Consider the following 20,311-nt stretch of genomic DNA (forward strand, 5'->3'; position numbering starts at 1 on the left):
GCGCGCCGGGGCGGTCGCCGATCTCCCCCGTGGACCAAAATGGTGTCCATGTCTCAATCGCTGAGGGCAAAATGCTGGATTTCATCGTCGAACCGGCCTTCTGGGCCAGCCTCATTCTCCTGATCGGCATCGAGGTGGTACTGGGAGCCGACAACGCCAATATCGGTGCGAACCGGGCAGCGGGCTTTCCCGAAGAGCGAAGAGCGGCGCCGCCGCGCCACGGTTTTGGCAGCCGTGTTTGGCACTCTCGTCCGATTGGCACTTCTGGCGATTCTGCTCTGGCTCCTCGGCCTGGAGCGAACCGCATTCAGCTTTGCCGGCTGGTCGCCCACATGGGGCCAGATCGTCCTTTTGGGCGGCGGTCTGTTTCTGATCTACAAGGCCGTCACCGAACTCCATCTGCTCGTTGAGCTGCGTGCGGTTCCAACCCATGACCCCGATACAGGATTTCCCGATCGCCCGGCGCTGGCGATCGTTCAACTCGTGGCCCTCAGCGTTGTTTTTTCGGTCGATTCGATCGTCCTCGCCGTCGGGATGACCGCCTATGTCCCGGCCATGGTCATCGCCATTATCGCCGCCGTCGTAATTCTGTTCTTCGCATCCGGCTCCGTCGCGGCATTCCTCGCCCGTCACGCCGCCGTCAGGGCGGTGGCGCTCAGTATCCTCTTCGTCGTCGGTACCGTCCTGATGGCCGAGGGGCTCGGCATGCCGGTCCTCCGCGATTACCTCTACATCGCCATGGGTATCGGAGTTTTGGTGCTCGCCCTGTCCAAACTCGTCCATCGTCCGTCTGCCGGCCAAAACCTTGAACCGACAATTGAGGAGCATGGTGCCACCACGTCGCCGGTGCTTTCGGTACCGGCCGCCATGCCAATCGAGCAGCGCGCAGAACCGAGTCTGGAACCTGCCATTCTTGTTCCAGACGCATCCATTGAAGCGCCGGCCCCCAACGCACCGGTATTCGACGACGAACCCGATGCCTCTTTGGAGGCCGACGATTTCAGCGACGGGGCCGGCCAATCCGTCCCCACCGATGCGACATTGGTAGAGGAATTCCCCGGCAGCGACGAACCGCCCCTTGGCGAAGGCGATGCTGCCGTGCCAAGGTCGCGCCGGAAAAAACCCATCCTCAGGCGCCGTCCTCCAAGGTTGCGCACGGCCAGAAGAAGAGAATAGGCAGAAATATGAAAGCCATTGTCGTTGATCAGTTTGGTGGCCCTGAAGCCCTGAATTTCCGCGATGTCGAAGTCGGAGAACCCGGTTCCGGCGAAATCCGGGTGCGCCATCACGCCATTGGCGTCAATTTCATCGATACCTATCATCGCACCGGCCTTTACCCCAATCCGCTGCCCGTGATTCCCGGCTCCGAAGGTGCCGGCGAAGTGGTTTCCGTCGGCGCCGGCGTTACTGGCTTCAAGCCCGGGGACCGTATCGCCTATCAGGGCACGATCGGCGCCTATATCGAGGAGCGCATAATGCCAGCGGCGAAGGCCGTGCTGCTGCCCGATTCGATCGATTACGAAACTGCTGCCGGCATAATGCTCAAGGGGCTGACCGCCTACTACCTGCTGTTCCTCACCTGGCCTGTGCGCTCGGGCGAGACCATTCTGTTTCATGCCGCCGCCGGAGGCATGGGGCTGATTGCCTGCCAGTGGGCCAAATCGATCGGCGCCCGCGTCATCGGCACGGCAGGCAACCCCGACAAGGTCGCGCTGGCCAAGGCCAACGGTTGCGACGAAGTCATCAATTATTCCCAGGAAGACTTTGCCACCCGGGTTCGCGAGTTGACCAATGGCAAGGGCGTCGATGTCGTCTATGACGGGGTAGGGCAGGACACCTTCGAAAAATCGCTCGATTGCCTGCGCCCCATGGGTCTCATGGTCAGCTATGGTAACGCGACCGGGCCCGTATCCGTCCCCGATCTGGGCATCCTTGCCCGTAAGGGCTCCCTGTTCGTCACCCGTCCGACGGGCGCCCACTATTTCGCCGAACGCCCAGCCTTGCTCGCCGGCGCCAAGGCGCTGTTCGCCGCCGTCGAATCGGGCGCCGTCAAACCCCATATCGGCCAGCGCTTCGCTCTGTCCGAAGCCGCCGATGCCCACAGGGCGCTTGAGGGCCGCAAGACCGTCGGCTCGACAATCCTGCTGCCCTGATTGCCACTGTCGCGGCGACGAAGGCTGTGATACGGCCTTCGTCCAACGCGGCACGCAAAGGAAAGAGCAGTGGTTCGAGCAACGCTGATCGGTTTTTCGGCGATCCTCATGTGGTCGCTTCTGGCGTTGTTCTCGAGCTTGTCCGGCGAGGTGCCGCCATTCCTTTTGTGCACCTTCTCCTTCGCCGTGGCGACGCTTGTCGGCCTTGCGGCAACCGGCCGGCGCGGCAGGCCCCGCGCACCTGCTGCCAAGGTCCCGCTCATGGCCTGGGTCGTCGGCGTAGCGGGCCTGTTTGGTTATCATTTCTTCTATTTTTCGGCCGTCCGTAGCGCTCCGGTGGTCGAGGCCAATCTGATAAATTACCTCTGGCCACTGCTGATCGTTTTGGGCTCCGCCCTGATGCCCGGCGAAGGGCTGCGCTGGCATCACGTGGCCGGAGCCCTGTTGGGTTTGGCCGGAACCGTGCTTATCGTCTCCGATGGTGGCCGCTTTGCGTTCGAGCCCGAATATATGTTCGGCTATGGCACCGGTGTCCTGGCCGCGATCACCTGGGCCAGCTATTCACTGATCTCGCGACGCTTCGCTCAGGTGCCGACACGTATGGTCACCTGGTACTGCGCCGCCGCTGCCCTGCTGTCGCTTGTCTGCCACATAATGCTTGAGGAAACGGTGATGCCCGCCAATACCGTTCAATGGCTGGCCGTGATTGGTATGGGCCTGATGCCGGTGGGAGGGGCGTTCTTTGTCTGGGATTATGGCGTCAAGCACGGCAACATCCAGGTCCTCGGTGCAGCCAGCTATGCCGCGCCGCTCCTCTCCACCCTGTTGCTGATCCTCTTCGGCATCAGCGTCCTCACCATGCCCATAGCGCTCGCCTGCCTTCTCATCACCGGCGGGGCCGCGCTGGCCTCCAAGGACATGATCCTTCGCCCCGGGCGCAAACCGACGATAACTGCGGTCTGATCCTCTGGACAGTCCCGCATCGAACGGCTAAACCGCAGATCAATCGGCCAGCCTTCTTGAGGGGCTTGCGGCTCAACGGGTGGGTGGCAGAGTGGTTGATTGCACCGGTCTTGAAAACCGGCGGGCGTGAGAGCGTCTCGGGAGTTCGAATCTCCCCCCACCCGCCACTTTCCAAACACTGGAAGTCAGACCATCGGCGGATTGAGCCGTGCAAAGCCCTCCTGCCGGCGATAGGGAAAATAGGGATAGGGCGCCGTAACGGCGCTGGCCTCATCGAGCTTGGCGATCTGTTCGGTCGTCAGGTTCCAGCCGACGGCCCCCAAATTCTGGCGCAACTGAGCTTCATTGCGTGCACCAACGATCACCGAGGAAACGGTCGGGCGTTGCAACAACCAGTTGAGGGCGACCTGAGGCACCGTTTTGCCGGTTTCCTCCGCGACCACATCCAGAGCATCGACCACGCGGTAAAGACGGTCCTCATCAACCGGGGGCCCGAAGCTGGCGGTTTCGTGCAACCTGCTGCCATCCGGCACGGACGTCCCGCGACGGATCTTCCCGGTCAGTCGACCCCAGCCAAGCGGGCTCCAGACCAGCGCGCCAAGTCCCTGATCCTGGCCAAGCGGCATCAACTCCCATTCGTAATCACGCCCGACCAGCGAATAATAGACCTGATTGGCGACATAACGCGGCCAGCCATTTCGGTCGGCCGCGGCCAGCGATTTCATGACCTGCCAGCCGGAGAAATTGGAGACCCCGACATAGCGGACCTTGCCGGCGCGAACCAGCAGATCCAGCGTCGATAGAACCTCTTCGATCGGCGTTTCCGCGTCGAAAGCATGAAGTTGCAATATGTCGATATGGTCGGTTTGCAGGCGACGCAACGCATCCTCGACTGCCCGGATCAGCCGGAAACGGGACGATCCGGCATCATTGGGCCCGTCACCCATGGGCAGGCTGGTTTTGGTCGAAACCAATACGGAATCGCGCCGGTTCCTTATGGCCTCGCCAAGCACTTCCTCCGAGGCGCCATGAGAATAGACATCGGCAGTGTCGAACAGGTTGACGCCAGCCTCAAGACAGATGTCCACGAGGCGGCGCGCTTCTTTGGCGTCGGAATTGCCCCAATTGCCAAAAAGCGGGCCGCTTCCGCCAAATGTGCCGGTGCCCAGGCTGAGGGCCGGCACCCTGAGGCCGGATCTGCCAAGTGACCGATAATCCATGAGAATGCTCCTATCGAAAATGGACGTCGGAAAAATAGACCTTCGATCTTCGATGAAATAGAATGCACACTGGAACAGAACTTGTGAGACGAATTCATCATGGCGCGGCTGGAGGTCAACCGATCCGGGGAGATGGACGTTTTTGTCCGTGTCGTCGAACTGGGCGGCTTTTCGCCCGCGGCACGTGCAGCGCGGATGACTCCTTCAGCCGTAAGCAAATTGATCGCACGCCTTGAATCTCGCCTTGGCACAAGGCTGCTCATTCGCTCAACGCGCCAACTCCAACTGACGCCGGAGGGCTGCGCCTTCTATGAAGGAGCAAAGCAGGTCCTTGCCGACCTTGAGGATGTCGAACGCGCAGCCAGCGCGGGAGAGCAGGCAGTGGGTCACGTCAAACTCAATACCAGCGCGTCATATGCCACTCATATTCTCACACCGGTTCTGCCCGAATTTCTTGCGCGTCACCCGGCCGTGACGCTCGATATCGTGCAAACCGATACGGTCGTGGATCTTTTGGCTGAGCGTGCCGATATTGCGATCCGCGCCGGGCCGCTAAAGAGCTCGAGCCTGATGGCGCGCAAGCTTGGCGAAACCAGGATGATTACCGTCGCCGCGCCCCTTTATTTGGAACGCTTTGGTCGGCCGCGAACCACAGCGGATCTCGAACACCACGACCGGCTCGGTCCCGACTACGCGCGAGCAGTCGATGGCTGGACATATCGCGAAAAGGGCAGGACCGTGGTCGTACCTGTAGCGGGTCGCGTCAAGGCGAGCGATGGCGAGGGATTGCGTCGTCTCGCCCTTTCAGGAGTTGGGATCGCCCGGCTGCCCGCATTTACAGTGAGAGACGACATAGCCGGCGGACGGTTGGTGCCGATCCTTGGCCATCTCGACACCGGCGAAGCAGAGACGTTCCACGCGGTGTTTGTCGGCCACGACCGACCACTGCCCGCCCGGGTAAGAGCATTGCTTGATTTCCTGGCGGAGAAGGGCAGCGTTTCCTGACACCTGCTCTTCGCCGGGTCAGTCGAACCCGTACAGTGCAAAAAGACCCCGCCGAAGCGGGGTCTGGCTATGCAGCGGTGTGTGCCCGTTCAGTGATGACGGTGCTCAGGCATCTCTTCGAGGGCATCTTTTGTCCAGCCGGTCACCGCATGCACGTCACCGTCTTCATCGCGCATGAAATCGAGTTGATTGACTGGAACGGCCACCGGCTTTGATCCGATGCCCAGAAAGCCTCCGACATCGATCACCGCTTGCGCGCCGGCGCCGGCTCCATGCAGATGAGATACTTTTCCCACCTTGTGGTCATCGGCGTCGTAGATCGTCGCATCCTTGAGCACGGCTTCAGTCAATTCGGCTTCGCCAAGGCGAACATGATTGGAATGATCCATGAGTGGCTCCTTTACGTTGATTGTGCAACGTTAACATGCGAGCCGTCGGGACGTTCCCCGCTGAAATACGGCAGGGGCCGCAAGAAAGGGGCCCGCTTTGCAGGGGCCTTGCGATCAGATGCCGGGTTCGAGCGGCGGAAGCGCGCGTAGTGACCTCTGAGGTGAGATCCTGAGCCACGACTTCGTTACGGATGAAATCGGGAAAACCACGGCCGCGAAGGGGTATTCTGTGGAGATTTCACGCAGACCAGCTAGAACTCGGACTCACCCACGCCGGGTGCGCGAAGGTCGGCGGCGCTGGGCAAAGCGCCCGGATTCGTGGCAAAAGTAGCGATCACTCCGAGCTCGTGCGATGTCGTGCAGCCGTTGGGCTCGAAATTGCTCGCTACGCACTCCACTTCAATTTTCTGGCTGACGTCGAGCTCGGGGCCTGCTGACGAAGTTGCTGAACATCCCGTAAGGATCAGCAGGAAAAAGGCGGCGGCCGCAGGTTTCATCTGACGCGTCTCGGCAATCGATCTTGTACCGATCCTATGCCCCGAACGATGGAAACTTTCCAGCTTTTTCCATAACCCGCCGAACCTAGCGCGGACGGCTCACGTCCTTGTGACGGAAGGCCCATTGCGGCACGACGATCACATTGCACTCGCTTTCGCCTCCATGGCGGCGATACGCAAGTTCCCAGGCGCGCTCGATGATTTCCTCGATCGAGAGGCTGAGCCGGCTTGGCAGGCTTTGCGAGCGCCCCAGATTCTCGAGAACCGCCTCGGCCTGACCGCATACCGCGCGCTGCTGCAATGTTTCTGATGTTATGTGCTTCATGGAGTTCATTTGGCCATCAACATGCCAAAACCCGGCAAACGCATTGCGAAAAAATTTAATCAATCCGGTCGCGCCGGATCAATCTCTAGGGAAGACTGGGAGGCTCGCGATCGCTTTTGTCGCTGTCGGGCATGCGCTGATAGCGCCGGCGCGTGATGATGTACATCACGATCGCAACGACCAGCGCACCTCCCAGCATGATAAAGCCGAACTCGGCCGCTGAAAGCCCCAGCGTCAGCAACGCAATAACCAGAACGACCAGACAGGCCGCTATAATGAAAATCCGCATCTCGCCTCCATCCCCCGAACGGTCATCGTGTCGCGTTTGACTTGCCAATGCAAGCGCGCCCGGCTACGCCGTGTCGGTGGACGATCACAGGGTAGGGACGCGCCGTGGACAGTACTATCTCGATAGTTCCCACACTGATGCCGCTTGGCGACAAAGCCGTTCTCGTGCGCTTTGCCGATCGCCTCGACATGGACGCCAACAGCGCCGCCATAGGCTTTGCCAGAAACCTCCAGGCCCGGCCCATACCGGGTGTCGTCGAAATCGCCCCGAATCTGGTTTCGGTGCTGGTGCGCTATGATCCGCAACGCATCGGCTTTGCCAGCCTGTGCGGCGAATTGCGGCTCGCGGACCGCCAGGACCAGGGCCGCGAACCAGCCTCCAGCCACCGTGTCGAAATTACCTACGGCGGCGAGGATGGACCCGACCTTGACGCCGTAGCGTCCGAACTCGGCCTGACGGTCTCCACTTTCATTAAAGCCCACGGAGCAAAACCTCTCAGCGTGCTTGCCGTCGGCTTTGCGCCGGGATTCGTTTATTGCGGCATGCACCCGGACGATCTGCTCGTGTCCCGCCGCGAGACCGTAAGGCGCTCGGTTCCGCCCGGCAGTATCCTGTTTGCGGCCCGCCAGACGGCCATCGCCGCCACGCCCATCCCCACTGGCTGGGCCGTAATCGGCCGCACCCGCTTCATCAATTTCGACCCGGCCGCATCCCCACCCACGCAATTGAGGGCAGGGGATACCATAGCTTTCGAGGCCGCCCGATGAGCCGCATCCTTCTCACGCGCGTCAGCCCCATGACCACAATCCAGGATGAAGGGCGACCCGGGCTTTTCGCCCACGGCATAGGCGCCTCCGGCCCAATGGACCGCAACGGCTACGTACTGGCCGCCGCGATGGCCGAAGCGCCTTGTGGCGCTGCAATCGAGGTGGGGCTCCTCGGTCTCGATTTCACCTATCGGGGCCCGCCCCTTTCGGCTGGCGTTGCCGGCGGCGCATTTACGCTGACCGTCGATGGCGTCACCCGCTCCTGGCCGTCCAGGATCGACCTTGTCGAAAACACCAAGATCTCCATAAAGCCCGGCCCGAACGGCAACTATGCCTACCTTCGCTTTGCAGCTCAGATTGCTGTCCCGCTTGTTCTTGGGAGCAGGTCCACAAACGCAACGGTCGGGCTCGGCGGCCTTGAAGGCCGCATGCTGGCCGTGGGCGACGAACTCGGCCTTGACGACCTGGGCGATATGGCAACCGAGCCGGTGCGTGCCGAAACGGCCAATCCCGGCGATCCCATACGCTTCGTGTGGGGCATTCACGCCGACCTGTTTTCCAACCCCATCCGAACGGCCTTCTCCACATCCGATTTCCGCATATCGGCACGCATGGATCGCATGGGCGTCAGGCTCGATGACACAGGATCCGTCTTCGCCGAGGCGAAATTGCTCAACCTGGTCTCCGATGCCGTCGTGCCCGGCGATATCCAGATTCTGGGCGACGGAACGCCAATTGTCCTTATGCGCGACAACCAGCCCACCGGCGGCTATCCCCGCATTGGCACGATAATCGACGCCGATCTCGACCGTTTCGCCCAGATTCGGGCCGGCAGGATGGTCCGCTTCGAACCCGTCACCGTCGCCCACGCCCACAGGATCGCCAAATGGCAACCCTGATCGATCTCAACGCCGATCTCGGCGAAGCCATAGGCGACGACCGCGCCATGCTCGAAATCGTCACCAGCGCCTCGATCGCCTGCGGCGGCCACGCCGGTAACGAACATACGATGCGCGCCGCCGTTCAAGATGCGCTTGCAAATAGCGTCCGCATCGGCGCCCATCCCGGTTTCGAGGATCCGGACAATTTCGGTCGCCGCCGCCTCGATCTCCCTTTCGAAACGATCCGCGATCAGGTTCTGGCCCAGATTGGCCGCCTCATAACCATTGCTGCAGAGGAGGGGGCGTCTGTCGCCTACCTCAAGCTGCACGGGGCCCTCGCCAACATGGCCGCGGAGGATGAAACCCTTTCTCAAACCATATTCGCAGGCGTCGCCCAGAATCATCCCGGCATGGCCATCCTCGCCCTGGCGGCCTCCGCCCAGGAAACCGCAGCCCGCCGGCTCGGCCTTCCCGTCATCCCTGAAGCCTATGCCGACCGTGCCTATACTCGATACGGATTGCTGGCCGCCCGCAGCCACCCGGGCAGTGTGCTTGAAGATACCGCTTCCATTGTTGCCCAATGCCTCCGGCTCGCCGAGCACGGTGAAATTCTCGCCATTGATGGCTCGGTTTTCCAATCCGAGGCCCGCTCGATCTGTCTTCATGGCGACACTCCGGGCGCCTTGGAGCATGCCCGTGCGGTGCGCGACGCGCTCAAATCGCGTGGCCTGATGTAGGCAGCGCGCCTGCAAGATTGACCGCGCATTAAGAAAACCTACACAAACCTATGGTTTCTGAAAGGTTCGATGCGCGAAGGCACGACGATCACGTGGCGGTGCTTTCAGCAAAAAACCGGGCCAGTTTGCGGTTCGAAAGCACGACAATCTTTTTGGTATTGGGTCAGATTGTATGAGCTCGAGTATCGGATCGGCGCGCCGCCGCCCTCTTTTTGCCGCCATCGGCACGACCGTGACCGCCGCCTTGCTGCTGGCCGGCTGCAGCGGTGCCGATCTGTTCGCTGGCAATGAATTTTTCTCCGAATCCTCGATGGGCGTCAAAGCCTCGCCCCGGGTTACCACCTCGCGCAATGTCCCCAAGGGCGGAGGACGCTATGTCGTCGGCAAGCCCTACACCGTCGCGGGCAATCGGTTTGTGCCACGCGAGCAGCCCGATCTCGATGTCACGGGCCGCGCCTCATGGTACGGCCCCGCATTCCATGGCCGCCTGACGGCCAATGGCGAGATCTTCGATATGTATTCATTGTCGGCAGCCCATCCGACGTTGCCGCTGCCGTCCTATGTCCGGGTTACGAACGCCGACACCGGCGCCACGACCATTGTGCGGGTCAATGATCGGGGACCGTTCTCCTATGAGCGAACCATCGACCTCTCGCGCCGCGCCGCCGAGGTCCTGGGTTTCCAGCAGCAGGGCACGGCCAATGTCAGGGTGCAATATATCGGACCGGCCCCGCTCGAGGGCGACGACACCAAATTCCTCGTTGCCTCGATCAATCAGTTGACGCCCTACGAAATCCAGAACAATACCCGCATGGCCTTTCAGGAACCCGTCCAGGTTGCCGATACCGCGCCGGCGCAGGCCTCAACCCCTGTAGCTCCGGTGCCCACGCCGCGCCCTTCGACCGCAACGGAGGCCGCGGGCGCCATTGCAGCCCCCGAATACATTCCCTTCCGCGTCCTCTCCTACGTCGGCGCAACCAGCCTCGAAACCGCATCCGAGCCCACGGGAACGCCGCTCCGCATGGCGCTGGGAACCTGGAACGACGAAGCCCGGGCCCGCGAAATCGCTACCCGGTTCGCGGTGATTGGCGCAGTCGACACCGCCACGCTTGTTCAGGGAGACCAGACGGTCACTCATCTCATGCTGACCCATCTTCGCGAAGGTGTGACCGAAACCGACGCTGTCGAACTGGCCAGCTCACTTGGCTTGTCGGCCCCGATTTTGTATTGAAGAACAAGGCTTAACAATTAAAGGGGCGCCCACGGCGCGGCTGGCTTCATGGTTCGTCTGGAACGTGCCTTCCGCAGAGTGCTTGTCGGCGTGGCGTTGGTGGCCGCTCTGGCCCATCCCGCCGCTGCCCAGCTCGATTTCGATACGAGCGCCCCATACGCCATCCTGGTCGATCATGAATCGGGCACCGTCCTGTTTCAGAAAGAAGCCGACACGAGGATCGAACCGGCCAGCATGGCCAAGCTGATGACGGTCGCAATCGTCCTCGACATGGTCGAACGCGGCGCGCTCAACCTCACCGATCAGTTCTTCATATCCGAACACGCATGGCGCACGGGCGGGGCGCCATCTGGCGGCTCGGCAATGTTTGCTGAACTCGGCTCGCAAATCAGCGTCGACGACCTGCTGCATTCGGTTATCATCCAATCGGGCAATGACGCTTCCATCGCGCTCGCCGAAGGCATCGCGGGCAGCGAGGCCGCCTTCGCCGATATCATGAACCAGTTTGCCGCCGATATCGGGCTGACGGATTCCCATTTCACCAATGCCAGCGGCCTGCCCGATCCGGACATGTACGTCACCGCCCGCGATCTGGCCGATCTGGCGCGCTACATCATCCGCGAATTTCCCGATTATTACCCGGTGTTCGCTGTCGAGGAATTCACCTGGAACGATATCCGCCAGTCCAACCGCAACGGCCTTCTGGGCCTGGGCATCGGCGTGGACGGTCTCAAGACGGGCCATACCAATGCCGCCGGGTATGGCATCGTCGCTTCGACCACCGAAGGCGGGCGCCGCCTTATTGCGGTGCTGCACGGCATGGACAGCGTCAACCAGCGCAACGAGCAGGCGCGTGCCCTCATCACATGGGGCGCCCGCAGTTTCGAGCGCATTCCCGCCTTCGCCAATGGCGCGGTTGTGGGACAGGCCAGCGTCTATGGAGGCCAAGAGGCCAGCGTCGGCCTCGTCGGTGAAGGCAGCATCGATATCTACCTTCCGCGCGGCAATCGTCGCTGCCTTTCGGCCAACATCACCTATGCCGCTCCCATTCTCCCGCCGGTTCGCGCCGGTGACAGGCTTGCGCAACTTAACATACTTTGCGATGACCAGATCATTCAGAGCGCTCCGCTTTATGCGGCAGAGGCCGTCGAACAGGGTGGCATCACGCGCCGGGCAGCCGACGCGCTTTGGGAACTTGCATTCGGCTGGTTTTAGTGAACGCAGCTCATGGTGGTCTGGCGGCCGCAACAGGATTTGATACGGACACGATGGCGGCAGATCAGCACCGATCGATCACACCCCGATTCATTACGTTCGAGGGTGGGGAGGGCGTGGGCAAGTCCACCCAGGTCCGACGCCTGGCCGACCGCCTGTCGGAACTGGGCATTTCCGTGGTCCGCACCCGCGAGCCCGGTGGCACGCCCAAGGCCGAGGCCGTTCGCTCCTTCATCCTGCAGGGCAAGCCCGAAAGCTGGGGCGTCGGCGCCGAAGCCGTGCTGTTCGCCTCCGCCCGCCTCGATCACGTGAACCAGTTGATCGCGCCCTCGCTGGCCGAGGGCAAATGGGTCATCTGCGACCGCTTCGCCGATTCCACCCGCGCCTATCAGGGCCTGACCGGCGGGGTCGACGACAAACTGATCGACGCACTCGAATATCTTGCCCTCAACGGCCATACGCCCGATTTGACCGTGATCCTGGACATGGACCCCGATATCGCCTTCGAGCGCGTGCGCAAACGCGCCGCGGAAGACGGCATGCCTGCGATCGCCGATCGCTTCGAAAAAGAGGATCTGGTCTTCCATCGCCGCCTGCGCGACAATTTCCTCGCCATAGCGATAGCCAATCCCGGCCGCTGTGTCGTCCTTTCGGCCGATACCGAGGAGGACGTGCTCACCGAAGCCATATGGCGGGCCGTGCTCGATCATTTCCCCGATCTGGCCCGGGAAGGATTGGCCGGGTGAGTGTCGAACGCCGCGAAGCCGACCAGATCGCCGACGTGCCCGCACCCGAGTTTGGCAGCCTTGTCGGCCACGGCGATGCGCGCGCCTCGCTTCTGAGTGCGCTCGAGCGGGATCGTCTGCCCGGCGCCATCCTGCTTCATGGCCCGCGCGGTATTGGCAAGGCGACCTTTGCTTTCGAGATCGCTCGTCAAGTCCTCTCGCGCACCTCCGATGAAAGCGAGGAGCGGATAACCGCCCAGGTTGCAGCGCTTTCGCACCCGAACCTGTTCCTTTTGCGCCGCACCACCGATCCCGCCAATTCCGAAAAATACTATTCGGCCATCCGGGTCGACGACGTGCGCGCCATGCGCGATTCCCTTCACCAGACACGGGGCAGGGCGGGCTACCGAATCGCGATTGTCGACAGCGTCGATGATTGCAACGCCAATTCGGCCAATGCGCTGCTGAAGACCCTTGAGGAGCCGCCCGCCGAGACCATGTTCATCGTGCTCTCCCATCGCCCCGGCGGCATGCTGGCCACCATCCGCTCGCGCTGCCAGAGCTTTGGCCTGCGCCCGCTCGCCGATCCTGATACGGCACAGATTATATCGCGCGTCCGCCCCGATCTGGCACCCGAAGATGTCTCCCGCGCTGTCAGCTTTGCCGCCGGTCGTCCACGACGGGGCTTTGAATCCCTCATGCTTGAGGAAGGCGACGTTCTCGACGCACTTCAGACATGGCTCAAAGACCCTGTGGCGCATCCCACCCGCGCCCATCTCAAGATCGCCGACGGGCTGGCCGCATCCAAGGGGGCTGAATTGGGCTTTGCCCAGGACATGATCCGCGACTGGCTGGCTGCCGAGGCCGAATCCGCCGCCCGCGCCGGCCCGGCCGCGCGTTTCCGCCTTGCTTCGGCCAATGGCCTGTGGGAGAAGGCCAACGCCCTTATCGCCGATGCCGATATCTACAATCTTGACCGGCGGCAAACGCTGGTCGCAGTCTTTGATTTCCTGCGCGACCATGTGCGCAGGACCACGCCCGTGAGCTGATTTTCCTATGAGCCGCCCGACCTTTTACATCACCACGCCGATCTTTTACCCCAACGGCGTCCCCCATATCGGCCATGCCTACACCGCCATCGCCAGTGACGTCATCGCGCGCTTTCACAGGCTGGACGGCAAGGACGTGTTCTTTCTGACCGGCACCGACGAGCACGGCCAGAAGATGCAGCAGACCGCTGAAAAAGAGGGGATCGCGCCGATCGAGCTGGCGACAAGGAATTCGCAGGCCTTCAAGGACCTCTGGGCCACCCTCAACATCTCTTACGACGACTACATCCGTACAACCGAGGAGCGGCACCATAAGGCCTCGCAAGCCATCTGGAACAAGATGGTCGAAAAGGGCGATATCTACCTCGACTCCTACTCCGGCTGGTATTCGGTCCGGCAGGAAGCCTTCTTCGACGAAAAGGAAACCACTCTCGGCGAGGACGGCATCCGGCGCGAACCGCTCGGCTCGCCGGTCGAATGGGTCGAGGAAGAAAGCTACTTCTTCCGCCTCTCGGCCTATGGCGACAGGCTTCTGGCCCATTACGAGGCCAACCCCGGTTTCATCCTGCCCGCCGAACGGCGCAATGAAGTCGCCAGCTTCGTCAAATCGGGCTTGCGCGATCTTTCCATCTCGCGCACCACGTTCGATTGGGGCGTTCCGGTTCCCAACGACCCCAAGCACATCATGTATGTCTGGGTCGATGCGCTCACCAATTACCTCACGGCCGCCGGCTACCCCGACGAAAGCGCCGAGCGCTGGAAATACTGGCCCGCCGATATCCATATGATCGGCAAGGACATTGTGCGTTTCCACGCGGTCTATTGGCCCGCATTTCTGATGAGCGCCGACATCGAACTGCCCAAACGCGTCTTTGCCCATGGCTTCCTCTTCAACCGCGGCGAGAAGATGAGCAAATCGGTCGGCAACGTCGTCGATCCGTTCGAACTCGTGGCGAAATACGGCCTCGATGCCATGCGCTATTATTTCCTGCGCGAAGTGTCCTTCGGCAGCGACGGCTCGTACAATCACGAAGCCATCGTCAACCGCATCAACGCCGATCTCGCCAACGATCTGGGCAATCTCGCCCAGCGCTCGCTCTCCATGGTCGCCAAGAACTGCGACGGACAGGTGCCGGCACCGGGCGAGTTAACGGATGAAGACAACGCAATCCTCGGCGCTGCCGACGCCTTGCTCGACACCTCACGCGCCGCGATGGACGATCAGGCCATCCACCAGATGCTCAATGCCGTCTGGCAGGTCGTGGCCGATGCCAACCGGTACTTTGCGGGGCAGGAGCCCTGGGCGCTGCGCAAGACCGACCCGGCCCGCATGGCCACCGTACTCTATGTGACCATCGAAGTGGTGCGTCAGGTTGCCATTCTCGCCCAGCCGGTGATGCCCGCATCGAGCGAAAAACTGCTCGATCTTCTGGGTCTGCATGCTGAGGGCCGCTCTTTCGAACAATTGGGTGCGTACGGCCGCCTCGCCGCCGGCACCGCACTGCCCGCGCCAGAGGGCGTCTTCCCCCGCTATGTGGAAAAGGACGAAGGCGCGGCCTGATGCTTGTCGATAGCCACTGCCATCTCGATTTCGACGTGCTGGCCGACGATATCGACGGCGTTCTGGCGCGTGCGCGCGACAATGGCGTCAGCCATTGCGTCACCATCTCCACGCGCATCCGCCGCTTCGATACGCTTCTGGCCATCGCCGAAAAGCACGACAACGTCTTCTGCTCCGTGGGCACGCATCCGCATAATGCGCATGAAGAACTCGACATAAGCATCGATGAAATAATCGCTTTATCGCAGCATCCAAAATGCGTCGCCATTGGAGAGGCCGGGCTCGATTACCACTACGATTCCTCGCCCCGCGACGCGCAGGCCCAGGGCTTCCGCAATCATATCGCCGTCGCCCGCCAGACCGGCTTACCGCTGGTCATCCATGCTCGGGCCGCCGATGACGACATGATCGCCATTCTCGAAGAGGAAACCGGGCAGGGGGCTTTCCCCTTCGTCCTGCACTGCTTTTCCTCCGGCGCCGAACTGGCCCGTCGCGGCCTGGCGCTCGGCGGCTATGTCTCGTTTTCCGGCATCGTCACCTTCAGGAACGCCGCCGAAATCCAGCAGGTAGCGCAATTCGTCCCCGAAGACCGGTTCCTGGTCGAGACGGACGCGCCCTATCTCGCGCCGGTTCCCCATCGCGGCAAACCCAACCAGCCCGCCTTCGTGCGCCATACCGCCGAAAAACTTGCCGAACTGCGCGGCGTTCCGTTCGAAACCATTGCCGAGCAATCCACCCGCAATTTCGCCCGGCTGTTTTCAAAGACAGGGCTGGCCGTATGACCGACCGGCCCGCCACACGATTGACAGCCCGCATCCTGGGCTGCGGTTCGTCTGGCGGCGTGCCGCGTATCGGCAATGCCTGGGGCGCCTGCGACCCCGAAAACCCCAAAAACCGTCGCCTGCGCTGCGCGCTGCTGGTCACCGGCACGTGCGACGACACCGATGGCGTCACCCGCGTTCTCATCGATGCCGGACCCGATTTGCGCGAACAGATGCTCGCCGCCCGGGTGCCGGAAATCGATGCGGTATTTTTCACCCACGAACATGCCGACCACACCCACGGTATCGACGATCTGCGCGTCCTCGCTCTCAACGCCCGGCGCCGCGTGGATGCCTACATGTCGATCGCTACCGAAGTCCGGCTCCGCGAGGCGTTCGGTTACTGCTTCACGGCCCCCGAAAACAGCTCATACCCGCCAATTCTCAATACCAACTCCATTGCCGACGGCGAGGAAATTATCATCGAAGGGGCAGGGGGCACGATCACGCTAAAGCCCTTCGAGCAACAGCATGGGTCAATCACTTCGCTTGGTTTCCGTATAGGTAAATTCGCCTATTCCTGCGATCTGTCAGGCATTCCCGAAACGTCCCATTGGGCGCTGGAAGGGCTCGAAACCTGGGTCCTCGATGCCCTGCGATATACGCCGCACCCGAGCCACATTAATCTCGAACAGGCATTGTCCCTCATCGAAACCCACCGGCCGAAAGCCGCCATTCTCACAAATCTCCATGTCGATATGGACTACGTGACGCTTTCCGGCGAAATCCCCGATCATGTCACTCCCGCCTTTGACGGGATGGAGATCGACATCGCCCTTTAGGATCGCTACGCTTTCACCTCACGCGAGCGTCCGTCATGAGCGATCCCGACAGTGCCGAATCCGCAATCCGCGACACGCGCTGGGTGCTCCCGGCCACCATTCTAGGCTCCAGCCTGGGCTTCATTGACGGCTCGGTCGTCAATGTCGCCTTGCCCGCCATTCAGTCCGATCTCGATGCCGGCCTTGCGACCGCTCAGTGGGTGGTCAATGGTTACATGCTCATGCTCGGCAGTCTCATCCTGCTCGGCGGCACCATCGGCGATCGTTTCGGCCAGCGCCGCATCTTCCTGTTCGGTCTTGTCGGCTTTGCCATTGCCTCCATCGCCTGCGCCATCGCACCATCCCCGCTGTCCCTTGTTGCCGCGCGGACCATCCAGGGCATCGCCGCAGCCTTTCTCGTCCCGTCCAGCCTGGCCCTGATCGGTTCGGCCTTCACCGGCGAAGCCCGCGGCAAGGCCATCGGCACATGGGCCGCGGCCGGGGCGCTGACGACGGCGCTCGGCCCACCCTTCGGCGGTTGGCTGGTCGATACCGTCGGCTGGCGGGCCATCTTCTATATCAACATTCCCATTGCTGCCGCCGCGCTGGCCATGGGCTGGCGCATCGCCGCGGCGCCGGCCGGGCGCACCTATCGCGAATTCGACATTGCCGGCACCATTGCCATGGTCGCCGGTCTCGGCCTGCTCTCGTACGGCCTCATCACCGCCGGGGAGGGCAACACGACCATCGGCGGTCTTGCCATTGCGGCGTCAATTCCCTTTGCCATCGGCTTTTTCTTCATCGAGCGCCGCGCCAGCGAGCCGCTGGTCCCCATGGGGCTGTTTGCCAACAGCCAGTTTTCCGGGGCAAACCTGCTCACCATAACCCTCTATGCCTCGCTTTCAGGCTCGCTGTTTATTCTCCCCTTCGTTCTGATCTACGCGAACGGCTACAGCGCCACCATGGCCGGCGCCGCGCTGTTGCCGTTCTCGATCCTGCTCGGTCTTGGCTCACGCTATGCCGGGGCGCTCGCCAAACGCATCGGCACCCGCATCATGCTGATCGCCGGCCCGGCAGCCACCGGCTTCGGCTATATGGTCCTGGCCCTGATGGTCGATTTGGGCGGCTATTGGCTGGCCTTTTTTCCAGGCCTGGTGATCATCGGCGTTGGAATGACCATAACTGTCGCACCACTCACGACGGCCGTGTTCGATGCCGCTCCCGACGATGCCGGCGGTACCGCATCGGGCATCAACAATGCCGCCTCGCGCATCGGCGGGTTGATTGCCGTCGCCGCCCTCGGCTTTGCCTTTGGCGGTTCCGATCTCTCGATCCTGCCGCCCGAAGCCCTGCGGATGTCCTATCGCTGGATAATGGCCGCCGCAGCCTGCCTGGCCTTCGCCAGCGCTCTGGCGGCCGCCGCAACAATCAAGGACAAGGGACAACAGAGCAGGGCACCGAAACCGCCTGACCGCTAACGCCCCGCCGCGTCTTCGGCATAAGCCACAAGATCGGCGACGAAATCGGTCGCCGCCAATGCAAACCCCCAACTGTTCGCGGTGTGCAACTCATAGACCTTTCCGGCCTCGACCGCTGGTAACCGTTGCCACAACGGATTGTCCACGGCCGGCGAATCCCCGCCCCACAGGACGATGAATTCGGCCCCCGCGAACGCGTCGAGATTTTCTGCACTGTGGGCTTGATACCCGTCCTCAATCGGCGCATCGCTCGACACCAGGTTCAGCCCGATGTCCCTTGCAACCGCCGCATCGAATGTATCGACATGGAGCACATATTGGTCGCCGGCCCAGATATCGGCGATCGCCACAGGCGCGTCGCCAACCAGTTCCGCGATGATCGGGCGAGCCTCGGCAACGGCCGCATCGTAACTGGCAAGCGCCATGTCTGCCTGGTCGGCGCGACCCACAGCCTCAAGCTGCCCAACCATCAGCTCCTTCCAGTCGGCACTGTTGGCATCCTCGATCACCAGTACATCGAAGCCGTCGCTATTGAATGAGCCGTTGTTCTGCCAGAAATTCCACCAGCCGCGGCCGACCACCAGGAGATCGGGCTCGTAGGAAAGGGCAAGTTCCGCATTCGGTTCGGCACGAAAACTCAACCTTTCCGTCACCTCATCGAGCACCAGATGGCTCGTTTCGTCCCAATCTGTGGCAATAACGGGAAACCCGGCCAGGAGTGCAAATTCGAGCGCCGTCCGGCTTTCCATGACGAACACGCGCTCAGGATCGGCGGGAATTTCTGCCTCATAGCCATTCCAGGCGTAATTCAGAACCTCCTGCCCAAGCGCGCTGGCAGTCAGGGCAACGCTCGTTAAGGACAGACCCGCACAGAACAACACAGCGGCGCGCATGGGAAATCTCCGGAAAATTCAACAACGATCCTGATCCGGTAATTTAACATGAGTATATTTGTCAATTTATATTACACAACCGGCCCGGTCCCGAGCCGCACGTCCAGCGCTGCCATGTCCGGCACCATCCAGAGTGTCAGCCCTTTATTTGTCTCATAGACATAGTCGCGGAAGGCCTTGCTCGCTGCCATGTGGCCGGAGACATCGCCAACGATAGCCATCCGCACCCGGTAATTGGCAGCCTTCTGTGCCATTTCGCCGAGTATCCCTGAGCGCAAGTTGAAAACTTCGGCTGGCAGGCACTCCGCGGGCACCGCGATGATCTCCACTTCATGTTCCCACACCAGCCCGATCAGATCGTTGGCCAAAGTCGCCGCCGCCAGATCATGGGAAGCATCGAGAACAAGAACATCGCGATTTGCGAGTTCAACAACAGTCCCGGGCATATGTGCGGTCTCCCTTCAAAACGAGGCGCGCTTGTATCAGCCGACCGATGGGATGACCAGTTTGTCTCGGAAGCAGCCAAAGACCGGGCACGGTCGATGGAATGGAGGACGAGAGCGTACAGTATCGGCGGAATCGAGGATCGTTTGCGTGGCGCTTACGGCCAAAACCCCAGCAAATCGGCCATTCTCTTACATCCGAAAGTTCCATAATATATATTATGCGAATCAGATATTTACGTTGGCCGCGATCTTTGGACCCGGCCCGTTACACCAGCTCCGTCCCATCCTCGGGCCACGACATGACCTCCACCTCAGGCCACACACTCTTGGCCCTCTCGCCCTTCTCGATATGGGCCTGTCGGCTCTTGCCCAATCTGTTCGGTGTCACCCGGAAAGCAAACAGATCGTCGAGCCCAAACGGCGCCTCGACGTTGAGACGGCCAAGGTCATCCAGCCCAACGGCAACCGCGTGCGTCCGCGATGCATAGCGAGTCAGCGCCTCGGCGGATGATTTGAGCGGCGGCACGTCGAACCCGAACTTCTCGCCGAACCACAGATGCACGCGCGCCTGATTGCGGATTTCGACAGGCACCGGAGCGTCCGACAGCAGCGCCCCGACCCGCTGTATCACGGCGTCCTCCGCTGCGTAGCTCAGATCGGTGTCGTCAAAATAGATGGCATCGATATCCTTGACGCCATACCAGGTCGGGCGCCCCGTCAATCCGTTCCATACCGTCTGATAGACCGCACCGCCACCCACCAGTGCTTGCGGCAGCCCTGCAGCCCGCAAGATCTCCAGAACGCTCATCAGCGCTCCATTGCCGCGCACAAGGGTTTCCAGCGCGCCCAATTGCTCATCCGGTGAGGCTTTCGCATAGCGCAAATGATCCGACATGCTAACCAGC

The 20,311-nt window shown here is 61.7% G+C and carries 24 protein-coding genes and 1 tRNA gene; 16 read left to right on the forward strand and 9 right to left on the reverse strand.

What is annotated here, in order from left to right:
• Nucleotides 1–53: 53 nt before the first annotated feature.
• Nucleotides 54–245, reverse strand: a complete 192-nt coding sequence (locus tag KKY_RS20275) for a hypothetical protein (protein WP_050811673.1) — start codon at nucleotides 243–245, stop codon at nucleotides 54–56.
• Between KKY_RS20275 and KKY_RS19515 the strand changes: the two genes are divergently transcribed.
• From KKY_RS19515 to KKY_RS06815, 4 genes are all read left to right on the forward strand, one after another.
• A complete protein-coding gene (locus KKY_RS19515) occupies nucleotides 235–1,176 on the forward strand; it encodes a TerC family protein (protein WP_014130579.1) in 942 nt (313 codons plus the stop codon). The genes KKY_RS20275 and KKY_RS19515 overlap by 11 nt on opposite strands.
• Nucleotides 1,177–1,184: 8 nt before the next feature.
• Entirely contained in the window at nucleotides 1,185–2,153 is a 969-nt protein-coding gene (locus tag KKY_RS06805) for a quinone oxidoreductase family protein (protein WP_014130580.1), read from the forward strand.
• Nucleotides 2,154–2,222: 69 nt separating this feature from the next.
• Entirely contained in the window at nucleotides 2,223–3,116 is an 894-nt protein-coding gene (gene yddG / locus KKY_RS06810; protein ID WP_014130581.1) for an aromatic amino acid exporter YddG, read from the forward strand.
• A 77-nt stretch (nucleotides 3,117–3,193) separates the two neighbouring features.
• Nucleotides 3,194–3,283 (forward strand) — tRNA-Ser (locus tag KKY_RS06815).
• A gap of 18 nt (nucleotides 3,284–3,301) precedes the next feature.
• On the opposite strand, the gene KKY_RS06820 is transcribed toward KKY_RS06815, so the two are convergent.
• Nucleotides 3,302–4,336: an aldo/keto reductase gene (locus tag KKY_RS06820; protein WP_014130582.1), complete on the reverse strand. Its 1,035-nt coding sequence runs from the start codon at nucleotides 4,334–4,336 to the stop codon at nucleotides 3,302–3,304.
• A 99-nt stretch (nucleotides 4,337–4,435) separates the two neighbouring features.
• Here KKY_RS06820 and KKY_RS06825 point away from each other — a divergent pair, with 99 nt between their 5' ends.
• On the forward strand, nucleotides 4,436–5,341 hold the full coding sequence (locus KKY_RS06825) for a LysR family transcriptional regulator (RefSeq protein WP_014130583.1): 906 nt from the start codon (nucleotides 4,436–4,438) through the stop codon (nucleotides 5,339–5,341).
• Nucleotides 5,342–5,430: 89 nt separating this feature from the next.
• Here the strand turns inward: KKY_RS06825 and KKY_RS06830 are convergent, their stop codons facing one another.
• The 4 genes from KKY_RS06830 to KKY_RS06845 form a co-directional block, all read right to left on the reverse strand.
• Nucleotides 5,431–5,730, reverse strand: a complete 300-nt coding sequence (locus tag KKY_RS06830) for a PRC-barrel domain-containing protein (RefSeq protein ID WP_014130584.1) — start codon at nucleotides 5,728–5,730, stop codon at nucleotides 5,431–5,433.
• Between the two features lie 251 nt (nucleotides 5,731–5,981).
• Nucleotides 5,982–6,227, reverse strand: a complete 246-nt coding sequence (locus tag KKY_RS06835) for a hypothetical protein (RefSeq protein WP_041528634.1) — start codon at nucleotides 6,225–6,227, stop codon at nucleotides 5,982–5,984.
• A gap of 85 nt (nucleotides 6,228–6,312) precedes the next feature.
• A complete protein-coding gene (locus tag KKY_RS06840; RefSeq protein WP_014130585.1) occupies nucleotides 6,313–6,552 on the reverse strand; it encodes a hypothetical protein in 240 nt (79 codons plus the stop codon).
• 85 nt (nucleotides 6,553–6,637) lie between these two features.
• Complete coding sequence (locus KKY_RS06845) at nucleotides 6,638–6,841, reverse strand: hypothetical protein (RefSeq protein ID WP_014130586.1); 204 nt, start codon at nucleotides 6,839–6,841, stop codon at nucleotides 6,638–6,640.
• A gap of 104 nt (nucleotides 6,842–6,945) precedes the next feature.
• Here KKY_RS06845 and KKY_RS06850 point away from each other — a divergent pair, with 104 nt between their 5' ends.
• The 11 genes from KKY_RS06850 to KKY_RS06900 all read left to right on the forward strand — a co-directional run bounded on the left by KKY_RS06850 (nucleotide 6,946) and on the right by KKY_RS06900 (nucleotide 18,067).
• Nucleotides 6,946–7,608, forward strand: a complete 663-nt coding sequence (locus tag KKY_RS06850; protein ID WP_139305008.1) for a 5-oxoprolinase subunit B family protein — start codon at nucleotides 6,946–6,948, stop codon at nucleotides 7,606–7,608.
• Nucleotides 7,605–8,507 carry a 5-oxoprolinase subunit C family protein gene (locus KKY_RS06855; RefSeq protein WP_014130588.1) on the forward strand — a complete coding sequence of 301 codons (903 nt, stop codon included), beginning with the start codon at nucleotides 7,605–7,607 and terminating at the stop codon, nucleotides 8,505–8,507. Before KKY_RS06850 ends, KKY_RS06855 begins: the two co-directional genes overlap by 4 nt.
• Nucleotides 8,495–9,226 carry a 5-oxoprolinase subunit PxpA gene (locus KKY_RS06860; RefSeq protein ID WP_014130589.1) on the forward strand — a complete coding sequence of 244 codons (732 nt, stop codon included), beginning with the start codon at nucleotides 8,495–8,497 and terminating at the stop codon, nucleotides 9,224–9,226. The genes KKY_RS06855 and KKY_RS06860 overlap by 13 nt, the downstream gene beginning before the upstream one ends.
• A 172-nt stretch (nucleotides 9,227–9,398) precedes the next feature.
• Entirely contained in the window at nucleotides 9,399–10,457 is a 1,059-nt protein-coding gene (locus KKY_RS19520; RefSeq protein WP_014130591.1) for a septal ring lytic transglycosylase RlpA family protein, read from the forward strand.
• Between the two features lie 48 nt (nucleotides 10,458–10,505).
• Nucleotides 10,506–11,672, forward strand: coding sequence for a D-alanyl-D-alanine carboxypeptidase family protein (locus KKY_RS06870; protein ID WP_014130592.1), 1,167 nt, complete (start codon nucleotides 10,506–10,508; stop codon nucleotides 11,670–11,672).
• 53 nt (nucleotides 11,673–11,725) lie between these two features.
• Complete coding sequence (gene tmk, locus KKY_RS06875) at nucleotides 11,726–12,418, forward strand: dTMP kinase (RefSeq protein WP_050811675.1); 693 nt, start codon at nucleotides 11,726–11,728, stop codon at nucleotides 12,416–12,418.
• Nucleotides 12,415–13,446 (forward strand): AAA family ATPase, encoded by a 1,032-nt coding sequence (locus KKY_RS19525; RefSeq protein WP_014130594.1) that lies wholly within the window; start codon nucleotides 12,415–12,417, stop codon nucleotides 13,444–13,446. Before tmk ends, KKY_RS19525 begins: the two co-directional genes overlap by 4 nt.
• Nucleotides 13,447–13,453: 7 nt before the next feature.
• A complete protein-coding gene (gene metG / locus KKY_RS06885) occupies nucleotides 13,454–15,007 on the forward strand; it encodes a methionine--tRNA ligase (protein WP_014130595.1) in 1,554 nt (517 codons plus the stop codon).
• The gene (locus KKY_RS06890) at nucleotides 15,007–15,789 is read left to right on the forward strand and encodes a TatD family hydrolase (RefSeq protein ID WP_014130596.1); all 783 of its coding nucleotides are present in this window, start codon (nucleotides 15,007–15,009) and stop codon (nucleotides 15,787–15,789) included. Before metG ends, KKY_RS06890 begins: the two co-directional genes overlap by 1 nt.
• On the forward strand, nucleotides 15,786–16,610 hold the full coding sequence (locus KKY_RS06895) for an MBL fold metallo-hydrolase (RefSeq protein ID WP_014130597.1): 825 nt from the start codon (nucleotides 15,786–15,788) through the stop codon (nucleotides 16,608–16,610). Before KKY_RS06890 ends, KKY_RS06895 begins: the two co-directional genes overlap by 4 nt.
• A gap of 35 nt (nucleotides 16,611–16,645) precedes the next feature.
• Complete coding sequence (locus tag KKY_RS06900; RefSeq protein WP_014130598.1) at nucleotides 16,646–18,067, forward strand: MFS transporter; 1,422 nt, start codon at nucleotides 16,646–16,648, stop codon at nucleotides 18,065–18,067.
• Here the strand turns inward: KKY_RS06900 and KKY_RS06905 are convergent.
• The 3 genes from KKY_RS06905 to KKY_RS06915 form a co-directional block, all read right to left on the reverse strand.
• Entirely contained in the window at nucleotides 18,064–18,960 is an 897-nt protein-coding gene (locus KKY_RS06905) for an ABC transporter substrate-binding protein (protein WP_014130599.1), read from the reverse strand. The genes KKY_RS06900 and KKY_RS06905 overlap by 4 nt on opposite strands.
• Nucleotides 18,961–19,031: 71 nt before the next feature.
• Complete coding sequence (locus KKY_RS06910; RefSeq protein ID WP_014130600.1) at nucleotides 19,032–19,406, reverse strand: DUF4180 domain-containing protein; 375 nt, start codon at nucleotides 19,404–19,406, stop codon at nucleotides 19,032–19,034.
• Nucleotides 19,407–19,671: 265 nt separating this feature from the next.
• Nucleotides 19,672–20,301 carry a nucleotidyltransferase family protein gene (locus KKY_RS06915; RefSeq protein WP_014130601.1) on the reverse strand — a complete coding sequence of 210 codons (630 nt, stop codon included), beginning with the start codon at nucleotides 20,299–20,301 and terminating at the stop codon, nucleotides 19,672–19,674.
• Between the last annotated feature and the right edge of the window lie 10 nt (nucleotides 20,302–20,311).

Origin of the sequence: Pelagibacterium halotolerans B2, assembly GCF_000230555.1 — a bacterium.
In the GTDB taxonomy this organism is placed as follows: Bacteria; Pseudomonadota; Alphaproteobacteria; order Rhizobiales; family Devosiaceae; genus Pelagibacterium; species Pelagibacterium halotolerans.